Annotated in this window: 14 protein-coding genes and 1 tRNA gene; 2 read left to right on the forward strand and 13 right to left on the reverse strand. The window is 62.1% G+C overall.

The window, feature by feature from the left end:
* Window positions 1–50: 50 nt before the first annotated feature.
* From O9320_00340 to O9320_00370, 7 genes are all read right to left on the reverse strand, one after another.
* Window positions 51–1,103 carry a substrate-binding domain-containing protein gene (locus O9320_00340; protein MCZ8309269.1) on the reverse strand — a complete coding sequence of 351 codons (1,053 nt, stop codon included), beginning with the start codon at window positions 1,101–1,103 and terminating at the stop codon, window positions 51–53.
* Between the two features lie 211 nt (window positions 1,104–1,314).
* A complete protein-coding gene (locus O9320_00345; protein ID MCZ8309270.1) occupies window positions 1,315–2,442 on the reverse strand; it encodes a branched-chain amino acid ABC transporter substrate-binding protein in 1,128 nt (375 codons plus the stop codon).
* A gap of 38 nt (window positions 2,443–2,480) precedes the next feature.
* A complete protein-coding gene (locus O9320_00350; protein MCZ8309271.1) occupies window positions 2,481–2,870 on the reverse strand; it encodes a hypothetical protein in 390 nt (129 codons plus the stop codon).
* A 31-nt stretch (window positions 2,871–2,901) separates the two neighbouring features.
* A complete protein-coding gene (locus tag O9320_00355; GenBank protein MCZ8309272.1) occupies window positions 2,902–3,615 on the reverse strand; it encodes an ABC transporter ATP-binding protein in 714 nt (237 codons plus the stop codon).
* 11 nt (window positions 3,616–3,626) lie between these two features.
* The gene (locus tag O9320_00360; protein ID MCZ8309273.1) at window positions 3,627–4,433 is read right to left on the reverse strand and encodes an ATP-binding cassette domain-containing protein; all 807 of its coding nucleotides are present in this window, start codon (window positions 4,431–4,433) and stop codon (window positions 3,627–3,629) included.
* Window positions 4,430–5,695, reverse strand: a complete 1,266-nt coding sequence (gene livM, locus O9320_00365) for a high-affinity branched-chain amino acid ABC transporter permease LivM (GenBank protein ID MCZ8309274.1) — start codon at window positions 5,693–5,695, stop codon at window positions 4,430–4,432. Before livM ends, O9320_00360 begins: the two co-directional genes overlap by 4 nt.
* Before the next feature lie 3 nt (window positions 5,696–5,698).
* A complete protein-coding gene (locus O9320_00370) occupies window positions 5,699–6,613 on the reverse strand; it encodes a branched-chain amino acid ABC transporter permease LivH (GenBank protein MCZ8309275.1) in 915 nt (304 codons plus the stop codon).
* Window positions 6,614–6,798: 185 nt separating this feature from the next.
* Between O9320_00370 and O9320_00375 the strand changes: the two genes are divergently transcribed.
* Both O9320_00375 and O9320_00380 read left to right on the forward strand, forming a co-directional pair.
* On the forward strand, window positions 6,799–8,232 hold the full coding sequence (locus O9320_00375) for a sigma-54 dependent transcriptional regulator (GenBank protein ID MCZ8309276.1): 1,434 nt from the start codon (window positions 6,799–6,801) through the stop codon (window positions 8,230–8,232).
* A 193-nt stretch (window positions 8,233–8,425) separates the two neighbouring features.
* Complete coding sequence (locus O9320_00380) at window positions 8,426–9,352, forward strand: RNA polymerase factor sigma-32 (protein ID MCZ8309277.1); 927 nt, start codon at window positions 8,426–8,428, stop codon at window positions 9,350–9,352.
* Window positions 9,353–9,735: 383 nt separating this feature from the next.
* On the opposite strand, the gene O9320_00385 is transcribed toward O9320_00380, so the two are convergent.
* The 6 genes from O9320_00385 to yacG all read right to left on the reverse strand — a co-directional run bounded on the left by O9320_00385 (window position 9,736) and on the right by yacG (window position 14,238).
* Window positions 9,736–10,590 carry an aldo/keto reductase gene (locus tag O9320_00385; protein MCZ8309278.1) on the reverse strand — a complete coding sequence of 285 codons (855 nt, stop codon included), beginning with the start codon at window positions 10,588–10,590 and terminating at the stop codon, window positions 9,736–9,738.
* A 5-nt stretch (window positions 10,591–10,595) separates the two neighbouring features.
* Window positions 10,596–11,618 carry a flagellar motor switch protein FliG gene (fliG, locus tag O9320_00390; GenBank protein MCZ8309279.1) on the reverse strand — a complete coding sequence of 341 codons (1,023 nt, stop codon included), beginning with the start codon at window positions 11,616–11,618 and terminating at the stop codon, window positions 10,596–10,598.
* Window positions 11,619–12,002: 384 nt separating this feature from the next.
* A complete protein-coding gene (locus O9320_00395) occupies window positions 12,003–12,836 on the reverse strand; it encodes a hypothetical protein (GenBank protein ID MCZ8309280.1) in 834 nt (277 codons plus the stop codon).
* A gap of 408 nt (window positions 12,837–13,244) precedes the next feature.
* Window positions 13,245–13,320, reverse strand: a tRNA-Phe gene (locus tag O9320_00400).
* A 49-nt stretch (window positions 13,321–13,369) separates the two neighbouring features.
* Complete coding sequence (locus O9320_00405; GenBank protein ID MCZ8309281.1) at window positions 13,370–14,044, reverse strand: TfoX/Sxy family DNA transformation protein; 675 nt, start codon at window positions 14,042–14,044, stop codon at window positions 13,370–13,372.
* Window positions 14,041–14,238 (reverse strand): DNA gyrase inhibitor YacG, encoded by a 198-nt coding sequence (yacG, locus tag O9320_00410; GenBank protein MCZ8309282.1) that lies wholly within the window; start codon window positions 14,236–14,238, stop codon window positions 14,041–14,043. The genes O9320_00405 and yacG overlap by 4 nt, the downstream gene beginning before the upstream one ends.
* Window positions 14,239–14,243: the final 5 nt, after the last annotated feature.

Raw genomic sequence — 14,243 nt, forward strand, 5'->3', positions numbered from 1 at the left:
AAAGAGATGCAGCCGGACGGGGCCTATTGGACCCGTCCGGCTGCCGAAGATTACAGCGACAGCGGCGTCAGAGCCGTTGTTGCCGCACGGACCCTGGCCTGCTCGGGAGCGGGAAGAACAATCAGCCCCTTCTTCTCGAGATAGCCGCCGTCGCCCATCGCTCGCGCGCTGGAATACTCGGCGAGAAACTCGCGAATGCCGGGGACGACGCCGATATGGGCGCGCTTGGCATAGATGAACATGTCGCGGGCGATCGGGTACTTGCTGTCCGCGATGTTTTCCGGCGTCGGATCGTAGCCGCCGATCTTTTTGCCTTCGATCTTGTCGGGGTTCTCTTCGAGGAAGGAGTAACCGAACACGCCGATCGCACCCACGCGCCCCGTCGCGAGACGCTGCACGATCAGATTGTCGTTTTCGCCGCCTTCGATGTATTTGCCGTCTTCGCGAATCTGCTGACAGGCGCGACCGCGGGCAGCGCTGTCCGTGATCAGCGTGGCGACTTCAGGCACCTGCGCGCAACCGCCGGCCAATGCGAGTTCGTTGAACGAGTCGCGCGTGCCCGAGGTCGGCGGCGGCCCGATCACTTCGATTTCCCAAGCCGGCAAGGCGGGGTCGATCTGGTTCCAACGCTGGTAAGGGTTGTTGACCATTTGGCCGTTCACCGGCACCTGGCGCGCAAGCGCAAGGAAGACGTGACGGAGCGTCAGATCCATCTTCTGCGAACCTTTCTTGGTCGCCAGAACGATGCCGTCGTAGCCGATCTTGACTTCGATGATGTCGGTCACGCCATTCGTCTTGCAGCTCTCGAATTCGCCCTTTGTCATGCGGCGCGACGCATTGGTGATGTCCGGATGCTGAACGCCGACGCCGGCGCAGAACAGACGCATGCCGCCGCCGGTACCCGTCGATTCAACGATCGGTGCCTTGAAGCTGCTCGTGCGCTGAAACTGTTCGGCGACCGCCGTCGTGAACGGGAACACCGTCGACGATCCGACAATGCGGATCTGGTCGCGCGCCTGCTGCGCCTGCGCCGTGGGCATACCGACGGCGACAATAGCGGCAGCCATTGCGACGCCGGCGAGAATGTTGATTTTGCGGTTCAATAGAACCTCCTTATTGATGGTTGTCGGGTTATCCCCCGAGGCGCACCTTAGGCATCGGTGCGGACGAAAATATTGAGGTTTAATTGCAGTATTATGACAGGGCCTTAAGCTTTATAAGTATCTGAAAATGAACGAAATAAAAAACGGGGCTGGTTTCCCAGCCCCGTTTGCCTTGGCGCCGTTCGGGCCAAAATGCGCCCGACTCCGCCTCTTACATCTCGGCGTACTTGCCGTCTTTCCAGATGTAGAAGACGTAGTTCGGCTTGGTGAGGTCGCCCTTGTTGTCGTAGGTGAGGTTGCCGATCACGGTCTGGAACGACTTGCCGTGCATCTGGGCCACCAACGCATCGACGCCCAAGCCGTTCGCACGCTTGGCCGCCTCGGCGAACACCTGCACGCCGGCGTACGAGAGCAGCGTGTAGCCTTCGGGATCGTAGCCTTGCGCCACGAACTTCTGCACGACCTGGGCAGCCCCCGGCGATTTGCGCGGATCGCTGTCGAAGGTCATGATCACGCCGTCCGAAGCACGACCGGCGATCGAGGCGAATTCCGTCGAGACGATGCCGTCGCCCGACACGAGCTGTGCGCCCAAGCCCTGGTCGCGCGCCTGGCGAACCAGCAAGGCCGCTTCCGTATGCAAACCGCCGAAATAGATGGCTTCGACCGACTGGCTCTTCATACGCGTGATGAGCGCCGTGAAGTCCTTGTCGCCGGTCGCAATGCCGTCGTAGATGCGCTCGGTGAGGCCGGCCGCATTCATTGCCTTCTTGGTTTCGTCCGCCAGTCCCTGGCCGTAGGTGGTCTTGTCGTGAATTACGGCGACGGACTTGCCTTTGAACTTGTCGGCAAGCCACGCGCCGGCGATCGCACCCTGCTGGTCGTCGCGACCGCAGGTGCGGAACACGTTTTTGAAGCGCGGGCCGCGGTCGGTCAGGCGCGGGTTAGTCGAGGCCGGCGTGATCTGCAACACACCTTCTTCGGCGTAAACTTCCGACGCCGGGATCGAGCAGGACGAGTTGAAGTGGCCGAGCACGAACGGCACCTTGCGGCCGGCAAGGCGGTTGGCAGCCGCACGCGCTTGGTTGGGATCCGAGGCGTCGTCTTCGATCGCCAAAGCAAGCGGCCGGCCGAGTACGCCGCCCGCCGCCGTGATGTCGGCGACGGCCATGGCAGCCCCGCGGCGCAGCTGTTCGCCGAACGCCGCATTGGGGCCTGTAATCGGCCCGGCAACGCCGATCGTGAGCGGACCCGACTGAGCGCGCAGGATCGTCGGTGCGGCGAGCGTCAGTGCGGCAGCGCCCATGCCGGTTTTCAGTAGGTCTCTACGCTTGATGGTCATGGTGTTCTCCCCACCTGTTGAAAAATCCCTGGAAACAGTCAGTGTCCGCGCCGGTCCGGGATCCCGGCGTCGGAAGTGCCGGCGGCCGCAGGGCGGTCGCGCCAGCCGAAAAGCCCGTCAGGTTCGTAGAGCCACGGATATTGGCGGGTCATCGCGCGCGCGCGCGTGAGTCCGAAGGCAACGAGCGCCAACGCCAAAATTACAACCGCATCGAACGCAAACGGCAACGGTGCGGCAAGCGTACCGCCGAACAGCGCATAGGCCAAGAAGCGGTTCGCAAACGCCATCAAAAGCGCATAAGGCACCGCATGCCAAGCCGGGCGCCAAGTCTGGGCGAGCGCTTGGCCCATCAGAAAGCCCGCACCGCCGAACAGCAAGAGCGTGAGCGCGAGAAATTCGCCGATGCTGGCACCCAACAACGCTTCCATTGCCGCCCGTTCCTCTCGCCTTGCCCCGCGTCTAGCTTTTGCCGCCGGCCAAATAGGCCTGCTGGATATCGGGATTGGCCAGCAGCTCCGGCCCCGTCCCGCTCAACCGGATCGCACCGTTCACGAGCACGTAGCCGCGATGGGCCAGACGCAAAGCGTGATAGGCATTCTGTTCGACCAGCAGCACCGTCACCGCCTCGGAGCGGTTGATTTCACGGATCGTCGCAAAAATCTGCGCCACCAGCAATGGCGCTAGTCCCAAAGAGGGTTCGTCAAGCAGCAGCAGCCGCGGCCGGCTCATGAGCGCGCGCCCGATCGCCAGCATCTGCTGCTCGCCACCCGACATGGTGCCGGCACGCTGGCTGCTGCGCTCGGCAAGCCGCGGAAACAGCCGAAACACGCGCGCGATGTCCGCCTCGAAATTCGCAGGCGCGCCGGCATAGGCCCCGAGTTGCAGATTTTCGAGCACGCTCATGCGGGGAAAGATACGGCGCCCTTCCGGCGACTGGGCGATGCCGAGGCGCACCATCTGGTGCAGCGGCGTTTGCGTGATGTCGTTGCCGTCGTAGACGATCTGGCCTTCGCTCGCGCGCGGATCACCGCAGATCGTCATCAGCAGCGTCGACTTGCCGGCCCCGTTGGCGCCGATGAGCGCCACGATCTCACCCTCGTGCACGTCGAGCGACACGCCGCGCAGCGCTTCGACCGGGCCGTAATGCGTCTTGACGTTTTTCACGCTGAGCAGCGGCGGCTTGCTCATGGTGCGGCGGCCGCTTCTTCGTCCGTGCCGAGATAGGCGCGGATCACGTCCGGGTTGGTACGGATTTCGTCGGGCCGGCCCTGGGCGATTTTGCGCCCATGGTCGAGCACGATGATCTGGTCGGAAATTTCCATGACGACGCTCATGTCGTGCTCGATGAGCAGAATTGCGATCTTCTCGTCGTCGCGAATACTGCGCACGAGGGCCGCAAGCTCGGACGACTCAGCCGGGTTGAGGCCGGCGGCCGGCTCGTCGAGACAAAGAATGCGCGGCCCCGTGCACATTGCACGCGCAATCTCCAAGCGGCGCTGGGCGCCGTAGGGAAGGCTGCCCGCTTCGTCGTCGGCGACGTGCACGAGATTGCAGCGCGCGAGCCAGCCGCGTGCGCGTTCGATGGCCGCCTCTTCGGCAAGCCGAAAGCTTTTGGCGCCGACGAGCCCGGCAAGCGAGAACAGCGAGGCGCGCTGCAGGGTCTTGTGCTGGGCCACGAGCAGATTCTCGAGCACGGTCATCTTCGGAAACAGGCGGATATTCTGGAACGTGCGCGCAATGCCGGCATCGCGCGCGATGCGGAAGCCTTCCATGCGCTCAAGCAGCCATTCTTGGCCGTCGGCGGCCACGCACATGCGCCCCACGTCGGGCTTGTAGAAGCCGGTCAGGCAGTTGAAGACCGTCGTCTTGCCGGCACCGTTTGGGCCGATGATGGCGGTGATGCGCCGGTCTTCGGCGGCAAAGCTCACATCGTCGATGGCGACCAGGCCGCCGAATCGGATCGTCAGATGCTCGACCGTCAGCAGGCTCACGCGCGTGCCCCCAGCCTGGCACTCGGCGAGCGGTGCGAGACCAGCCCTTGCGGGCGCCACAGCATGATCAGCACCATCGCCATGCCGAAAAGCACCATGCGGTACTGCGAAAAATCGCGAAGGAACTCAGGCACGAGAATCAGGAAGGCAGCGGCGATGACCACGCCGATCTGGCTGCCCATGCCGCCCAATACGACGATGGCGAGGATCACCGCACTTTCGATGAAGGAAAAACTCTCCGGGCTGATGAAGCCCTGGCGGGTGGCGAAGAAAGCACCCGCGAAACCGCCGAACATGGCGCCCAGCGCGAAAGCCGAGAGTTTGATCATCGTCGGATTGATGCCAAGTGCCCGGCACGCGATCTCGTCTTCGCGCAACGCTTCCCAGGCCCGGCCGAGCGGCAGGCGGCGCATGCGCAAGGTGAAAAGATTGGTGAGCATCGCCAGGATCAGGATCAGATAGTAGAGAAAGACGATGCGGTGCATCGGGCTGAACTCGAGCCCAAAAAGCTGGTGGAACGTCGTCTGCCCGTCTTCGGCCGTCCGCGCAAAAGGAAAGCCGAAAAAATCGGGCCGCGGGATCGACGAAATGCCGTTGGGTCCGCCCGAGAAGTCTTTCCAATTAAGCAGAATGATGCGGATCATCTCGCCGAACCCCAGCGTGACGATGGCCAGGTAGTCGCCGCGCAGCCGCAAGACCGGAAAGCCCAGCATCACGCCGAAGGCTGCCGCCAAGAGCCCCGCCACCGGCAGGCACAGCCAAAACGACCAGCCGAAATTGATCGACAGCAGCGCGTAGCTGTAGGCACCCACGGCGTAGAACGCGACATAGCCGAGATCGAGAAGACCCGCGAGCCCGACCACGATGTTGAGGCCCCAGCCGAGCATGATGTAGATCAGCACCGTAATCGCAATTTCGACCACGTAGCGGTCGGCGAAGGGGACCAGCGGCAGCAGCAACGCCCCGACCAGCATCGCACCGCCCGCAAAGCGCGACAGCCCGCCGGGCAAGTTCGATAGGGCCGCACCGACCGATTTGAAATCGGGCAACAGGCGACGCTTTGTGCCCGAAAACGCGATCGCCAGACGGCCGAAGAACACAGCCGACACGCCCCACGCGACCCAGTCGAAGCGCGTGTCGATCGTGAGGCCACGCAACCCGTCGACCAGCCGGAACCCGACAAGCGGGATCGCCAGAAGAAGGGCGACCAGGGCCGCGGACGCCGCTTCGCGAAATGCCTCGGCGGGTTTGACCTGGGCCACCGGCTAGACCTTTTCGATGTCGGGCCGCCCGAGCAGGCCCGTGGGTCGGAAAATCAGCACGACGACGAGGATGCCGAACACGGCGACGTCTTTATAGGCGATCGGGAAATAGGCCGACCAAAAAGCCTCGATGAGACCGATCAGCAGGCCGCCCAGCATTGCCCCCGGCAGCGACCCGATGCCGCCGAGCACGGCCGCCGTAAACGCCTTGAGGCCGGCAAGGAAGCCGATGAAAAAATCGACGGCCCCGTAATAGAGCGTAAAGATGAGCCCCGCGATCGCGGCCAGGGCCGCCCCCATCACGAAGGTGAGCGAGATCGTGCGGTCGACATCGACCCCAAGCAGGGCTGCCATTTTGCGATCCTGCTCGCAGGCACGCTGGGCGCGACCGAGCGACGTGCGCTGGATCAGATAGGTAAAGCCCGCCATCAGCGCCACGGTCGCGACGATGATGCCGATCTGCAGATAGGTGATCTGGACGACGAAGTTGCCTTCTTGCGCCAGCACGAACCCGCCGCGCACCACGGGCTGGATCGGCTTCATCTTCGCGCCCTGCAGCATGTGCACGTAGTTCTGCAGGAAGATCGACACGCCGATCGCCGAAATGAGCGGTGCAAGGCGAAACGAACCGCGCAACGGCCGGTAGGCGATGCGTTCGATGGCCCAGCCATAGACCGAGGTGAAGATCAGCGCCACCGCCAACACGATGATGATCGCGAGGATCGGACTCGCGAATCCGAAGGGTCCGAGGATCGTGAAGGCGATGATCGAAATGAACGCGCCGATCATATAGACCTCGCCGTGGGCGAAGTTGATCATGCCGATGATGCCGTAGACCATCGTGTAGCCGATCGCGATCAGCCCGTAGATGGCGCCGAGCGTCAGGCCGTTGATCAGCTGCTGGACCAGATACTCCAAGGACCCGCCCTGCTTTCGCGCGCCGGCTTCGCGCCAGCATTGACGCCTTTTTGCGCGCGCCTTCGACCGTCGTCAATTGGTATTAAAATTAGACATGCAAGACGCAAAATCCGAACGAAACGGCACAGACAGGAATTTAGAGCAGAAACACTTGCATTGGCAATCGCGTCAACGATAATTGATCCATGGATATATCATCACTGCCGTCCGCCGCGTCCGCGTCGCTCGTACTGCCGACGCCTGCGATACTCGTCGTCGAGGATTCCGAAGCGACTGCTGCACTTTACGTTGAGTATTTGCGGAGTGCGAACTACCGCGTCCGAACCGCAAGCACGCTTGCCGCCGCCCAGAAACTGCTGGCGGTCGAAGTGTTCGGCGCCGTGGTGCTCGACCTCAATCTGCCCGACGGCAACGGGCTCGACATGCTGCGCGACATCCGCCGGCAGGGGCTGCCGACCGAAACGATGGTCGTGACGGCCACCGGCACGCTGGCCGTGGCGGTCGAAGCGATGCGCGAGGGCGCCTTCGACTTCATCGTCAAACCCTTTGCCCGCGACCGCCTGCTCGTGACCGTGCGCAACGCGCTCGAGCGGCTGCGCTTGCGCGCCGTCGTCGATACGTACGAATCCGATTTTGCCAGAAATCGGTATTTCGGGCTTGTTGGCGCTTCGCTTGCGATGCAGCGCGTCTACCGGATCATCGACAGCGCGGCGCCGAGCCAGGCGCCGATCTACATCAGCGGCGAAAGCGGGACCGGCAAGCAGCTCTGCGCCGAGGCGATCCATCGCCGCTCGCCGCGCGCCGAGGGCCCGTTCGTGGCCGTGTCGTGCTCGGCGCAGCCGCGCGACGTGCTCGAGCGCGCGCTTTTCGGCGCCGAAGGTTCGGGTCCCGGCGCCCCGGGACAAGGCGCCATCGCCCAGGCCCATGGCGGCACCTTGCTGCTGCGCGAAGTCGGCGACATGGACCCCGCCGTGCAGGCGCGCTTGCTGCAGTTCCTGGCGACCGGCAGCCTCTCTTCCGGCGAAAGCCCGGACGTACGCATCGTCTGCAGTTCGACACGCGATCCGCGTGCCGATGCGCGGCTCGGGCGCATCCGCGAGGATCTGTTTTTCCGGCTCCATGTGATCCCGATCCAGATGCCGCCGGTGCGCGAACGCGAAGACGACGGCGTGCTTCTGGCCCACCACACGCTGCTGCGGTTCGCGCAGGAAGAAGGCAAAGCCTTTCGCGAGATCGCCGCCGACGCGGCCTACGCGATCCGCCGCTATGCGTGGCCGGGCAATGTGCGCGAGATCGAAAACGCGATGCGCTCGGTCGTGGTGCTGCATGCCGGCGAAACGGTTCGCTTGGACATGCTGCCCGCCCATGTGGCGCATGCGGGCCCGAGCGGCATCAGCGACGGCCTCGATGTCGGCTCGGCGGGGTCGGTGCCGCCGCAAGGTGCGTCCGACGCCAAACCCAGCATCCGCCCGCTGTGGATCGTCGAGCGCGAGATCATCGAAGCCGCGATCGCCGATTGCGACGGCAATATTCCGCGCGCCGCCGCGTTCTTGGAAATCAGCCCGTCGACGATCTACCGCAAAAAACAGGCCTGGGACGTGGTCGACCGCAAAGCGTAAGGCACGACCGCCTTCTCGCTATTTCCCAGCCAAGCCTCTGATCCGATTGCAGAAAAACCTATGCAACGGGGCGATGGCCGCTATACGCGCCGTTAACCTTGATTAATTTTTAGCACGGCCTTATTTTTGACGCGTTGGGATGCCCAATTGGGGTCCTGAAACAACCAAGATCAAGCCTCAAGGAGGGTGGTCTATGTCGTACGCAGCTACTTCGGCCGATTTGCCGGCCCTTTCGATCCCGCAGAATTCGCCGCGTGCCGAGCTCGGCCGCTACATGGCCGAGATCCAGCGCTTTCCGCTGCTCGAGCCCGAGGAAGAACGCGCCCTTGGCCGCGCCTGGCGCGACAACCAAGACGTCGCCGCTGCCCACCGCCTCGTCACCAGCCATCTGCGGCTTGTGGTCAAGATGGCGTGGAAATATCGCGGCTACGGCCTGCCGCTCCCGGACCTGATTGCCGAGGGCAATATCGGCCTCATGCATGCGGTCAAACGCTTCGACCCCGAGCGGGGCGTGCGCCTGTCGACCTACGCCATGTGGTGGATCAAGGCGTCGATCCAGGAGTTCGTGCTGTCGTCGTGGTCGATGGTCACGATCGGCACGGCCGTGGCGCGCAAGAAGCTCCTGTTCAGCCTCACCTCGGTCAAGCGCAAGCTCGGCATCGACACCGACACGCGCCTGAGCCAGGCCGACATTTCCAAGATCGCGAAGGCGACGAGCCTCGGCGAAAACGACGTCGTCGAGATCGAAGTCGCCGCGCGCGGCGCCATCGTTCCGCTCGACGCGCCCGTGCAGACCGGCAAGGGCGACATGCTGCCGAGCGAAATCGCCGATCCGAATGCCGACGTCGAAGCCGACGTGCTGGCGAGCGACGAAAAACGCTGGCAGCGCGGCCTCGTGGACCAAGCGCTCGAAACGCTCGACGTGCGCGAACGCGAGATCGTGCGCGCCCGCAACCTGCGCGAAGAGCCCGAAACGCTCGAAGACCTGTCCAAGCGCTTCGGCGTGAGCCGCGAACGCGTGCGCCAGCTCGAAGAGCGCGCGATCGCCAAGCTGCAAGCCCGTACACGCGAGCTTGCGCGCTCGGCCGAGACGGCCCCCCGCCTCGCCGCCTACGCCTGAGGCCTCCACGACACCCAAGCCAGCCCGCCCATTTGCGGGTTCGGCTGGGCGTCTGGCGCGCGTCTTCTGCGCAACATAGACGCGACATCTGCGCGACACCCACGCGACATGGACGCGACATTTTTGGCGTCCATACGCGACATTTTTCTAAGGTTTAGCCGTTAAGCGGTTGATTTTCCGTATCTAGAGAATCGCCCTATGCGACAGTCGCGCAGAAAACTTCGCGCACCTGCGGCCCCCGTACGGCCCCCGTACGGCCCCCGCCGGGTCGCAATTAAAACCATATTCACAATGTCAAACAGCGCTGCCAGGGCGAAACCCCAGCTTGCATATAGTCTATCACAAAAATAGGAACAAAGGAAGAATTCAACTCGCACTAGGGCTCACAGCATCTCGAGCGGTGCTTTCCCCTTCGGCGGCGGGAAGGCCGCATCGAGGGCGGCAAGGTCGGCTTCGTCGAGGCGCAAGCTCATCGCCGCGATGTTTTCGGCGAGATGCGCTTCGCCCGTCGCTTTGGGGATCACGATCGTGGTCAGGTCGCGCGCGGCCCAGGCGAGCATGATTTGGGCCTGGCTTGCGTTGTGGCGACGCGCCACGTCGGCAAGTGCGGATTTGCGCGGGATGCGCGCTTGGTCGAGCGGCGAATAAGCCATGATCGGCATTTTTCGCTTGGCGCACGCGGCGGCGAGACCGCCTTCAATGCCGCGCCGCGACAGATTGTAGAGCACCTGGTTCGTCGCACATGCCTTGCTGCCCGCGATGCGACCCAGCGCTTCGATCTCATCGATGTCGAAATTGCTCACACCCCAGCTGCGGATCTTTCCAGCGCGCTTCAATTGCTCGAAGCCCGCCACCGTTTCCTCGAGCGGATGGCGGCCCGGCCAATGCAGCAGGTAGAGATCGATACGGTCGGTGGCCAGCCGCTTCAGCGAGCGCTCGCACGCCGCAACCGTACCGGCGCGGCTTGCGTTGTGCGGATAGACTTTGGAGACGACGAACACATCGTCGCGCCGCCCGGCCAGTGCTGCCGCGACGATCGTCTCGGCTTCGCCCTCGCCGTACATCTCGGCCGTGTCGATAAGCTTCACGCCGGCGTCGAGCCCGGCTTGCAGCGCCGCGATTTCGGCGGCACGCGTGCTGCCCTGCTCGCCCATGCGCCACGTGCCCATGCCGAAAGCCGGGCAATCGACGCCGTCGGCCAAACGAACAGTGCGCGCGAGCGGTGCGGCGGAGGCCATCCCGATCAGTAGATCAGATCGTCTTCGCCGCCGGCCCCGCTCTTCGAGAGGACGATTTCGTCCTTCGCGGCGAGTTCTTTGGCGACGTTGACCATCGCGGTCTGCGCTTCGGCCACGTCCTTGCCGCGCACGGGGCCCAACGCTTCCATTTCTTCTTTGAGCATCTTGCCCGCACGTTCGGACATGTTGGACAAGAACAGGTCGCGGACCTGCTCGTTGGCCCCCTTCATGGCGATGGCGAGCTTCGACTTGTCGACCGCGCGCAGCAGCGTCTGCACGCCGCCGGGATCGAGGCGGCCCAAATCCTCGAACTTGAACATGAGGGCTTTGATCTTGTCGGCACTGTCGCGGTTGCGCTCTTCGAGAGCGGTCGTGAAGCGCGCTTCGGTCTGGCGCTCGAGCGAGTTGAAGATTTCGGCCATCAGCTCGTGCGTGTCTTTGCGGCTCGTCTTGGCGAGGTTCGACATGAACTCGTTGCGCAGCACGCGTTCGACGTCGTCGAGCACTTCTTTCTGCACCGTCTCCATGCGCAGCATGCGCATGATGACTTCCATCGCGAACGCTTCGGGCAAAGTGCCGAGCACGCGTGCGGCATGGTCGGGGCGGATTTTGGCGAGCACCACGGCCACGGTCTGCGGGTACTCGTTTTTGAGATAGTTGGCGAGCACGGCTTCGTTGACGTTGCCGAGCTTGTCCCACATCGTGCGGCCGGCGGGGCCGCGGATGTCTTCCATGATGTTGGAGACGCGGTTCTTGTCGAGAACCTTGCCGAGCAGGCGTTCGGTCGAATCGAACGAACCGACCAGCGAACCGGTCGCGGCGATCTGGTCGGCGAATTCGACGATCAGACGCTCGATGATCGAGGAATTGACCGTGCCGAGCGTGGACATGGTCTGCGATAGTTCTTTGATCTCGTCGTCGCTCATCAGCGCGAAGAGCTTGGTCGCGACCTCTTCGCCCAGCGACAGCAGCAGAATCGACGCCTTTTCGGCCCCGGTCAGTGTCCGGTAATCGTCGCGAATGCGCATCTGGCGGGTTCTCCAACCGTCAGGAACGGGCCGCAAGCGATGCCGACGCGACCCAACTTTCCCATTTTAGCGCAGCCGAGGCGTTTCTTGCAAAGCCAGCCGCGCGAAGTGCGGCGCAAAATGCATTGAACGGCGCCTGGGCACGCCGCCGAGCCGCAGGCCGAGATCTATCGGTTAGAAGGGGATCGGCGCGAGAGTAGCACCCAGGGTCTAGACTAGAGAAATGTATCAGATTTCACAACAAATTCAGCATCTTTCAGTACCTGTTAAACGGCCGTTGGCATTCGACGCTAGTACGCTTGTCTATGCTGTGTCGAGAATATCCAAAGTTTTGCCGCCAGGATTCTAGCGAATTGCGTGATCGAGCTTATTTGATAGGAAAAATCATATTTTTGTACTGTCGGGGTTTCCACCCAGCCTTAAGTAATTCTCGTAAAGTCGATCCGATTGCTCGCTCAAGTCTTTGAATAAAGCAGAAAGCTCTATTGCAGAATCGCGAAGTTCTGCGCTTAATTCATCTAATTCTTGAGACATAGTCATACATAGCGTCGCGCCGTGGCCGATCAATAGGGAGTTTGTTGATGCTATTTGCCTTATTTGACCGGCAGTCGGCCGATCAGAATCAACGAGTTTAACAGCGCCGGAATCGGCAAAGTTACGGGCAGCCTCCATTGCCATTTTCTGCTGTTCCAGCATAGCAATGAACAATGTCAACTGAATCGCGACAGTAGGAGCTTTGCTTTGCCATTCTGCGCGCATCTGAGGATCGATCCATCGTTGGGGTAAAAAAACATTGCCGCCATACTTGATAGCCTGCCTGATATCATTATTTTTGATTGCCTGAGTTAGTGAGCGCGCACTGATTATACTCGCGTTAACAGAAATCAAAAAAAATCTAGCATATGCAGTCAATTGCTTCTTGGCTTCAACTTTGCGATCGACTTCCTGTTTTTCAAGTTGCCTCTCAACAGCTCGTACTGCGGCGTAAGCCGCAATCAATCCGCCTATTAACCCAAGGCTGCCACCAAAAACATTTCCCCAAAAACCTAGCCAAGCGTCGGGTTCATAGTTCCTTCCGTCCCCAAGCACGCGCAAGGCAATCATGTTTATCGCTACCGAAATTGAGACAACAATTAGAAACAATCCTAACCCAGCTTGCAGTAGGCCAACCGCTACTCGTTTCCAAATACTAATTTTTGAGCCTCCTGCCATAAACATACCCTTAAGTTTTTTGAGCGCCTGCCAAGCCGCTAACGCGAAGACGCAATGCGCGTCATTCTCCGAGTACCTCGCATTATTCTACCTTAGGCAAAGCCATTCAAGTCCTCCAGTGCCCCATAGCGATTCGCATCAAAGACGTTGCTATCTAACAGCTCCAGCTTTTGCCGGTTGTCGGCCTCTCTCTCGGTGCGAGCAGGAGAGGGCCGCGCTTCGCGGTGCCGTTTGTGCAAGACTCAGCTTCGCTTCGCGCGGGTCGCGCGCTACACGGCCGGGGCGGCGCAAAAAATCATGGCGGGCTCGGCCGCTTGGCCGACGCGCAGAAACTGTCTCACCTTGAGGCCTCGCCCGAAAAGTCGGACAAAACAGAGGCGCAAGCTATTGATTTGATTAAGGCCAAGTCGCGAATGGTGCCCAGGGTCGGAATCGAACCAACGACACTGCAATTTTCAATCGCATGCTCTACCAACTGAGCTACCTGGGCACCGGGTAATGCGACAGACCCGCGCTTATAGAAGGGCAACGCCGCCCTGTCAATGCTTGGCCTTGACCCCTTTTTTCGGGGAATTCAACCGTTTTTCCAGCTGCTTAGCCTCGATTTGCGCCGCTTCGAGGAGTTCGCATTTTGTGGCCGCTTCGAGCTTGTCGAAGCGGGTGCCGACCAAGGCGCCGTGCAGCGCATAGAGCAGGATCGTCGAAACGTCCGGCATGCGCCGCTTGATCTGGACATAGGCTTTGACCGCCCCGACGCGCTTTAGGTCGGCGGGCGTATGGATGCCGATTTCGGCAAGCCAAGCACCCGTTTTAGGCCCGAGATTGAGCAAGCCTGCCGCTTTGCGCGGGCTCGCTTTGGCTGAGGGCGGCTTGCGGGCAGCGGCCGCCCGAAACGCCGCATCGGCGGCTGCGCGCGCCCAGGGGCGCATCTCGGCGCGGTCTTCCATCGCCGATTCGGGCGGCTGGAAATAGCTCATCGCGTGGCGCTTGCCGCGCGCTTCGTAGGTGAAAGGCGGCAACCCTTCGGCTTCGAACCGCGGACGGGTCTCGGCATCGACCTTCAGATACAGCACCTCGTCGGCGATGAGTGCGAACATGCAGCCCTGCACATAGAGCCCCCAGCCGCCGAACATGCGCCGGGCCGCGACGGCGCCGAGGTCGCCGAGCAATTCGATGCAGTGTTCGACGAAATCCGGCAGTGCGGGCGTGCTCATGGCCCGTCGGGTGCTTCGGGTCCGTCCGGCCCTTCGTCGGTCGGGATGCGGTAGCCGCCGTCGAGCCAGCGGCGCAGATCTTCGTCTTTGCAGCGCTTCGAGCAGAAGGGGGCAAGAGTTGCAAGCGGCGGCCGCGCGCAGATCGGGCATTTGGCCTTGCGCGGCTTGCGCTTGAGTTCGACGATTTGCGACATCGCCC

Origin of the sequence: Magnetospirillum sp. (genome assembly GCA_027532905.1) — a bacterium.
GTDB lineage: Bacteria > Pseudomonadota > Alphaproteobacteria > CACIAM-22H2 > CACIAM-22H2 > Tagaea.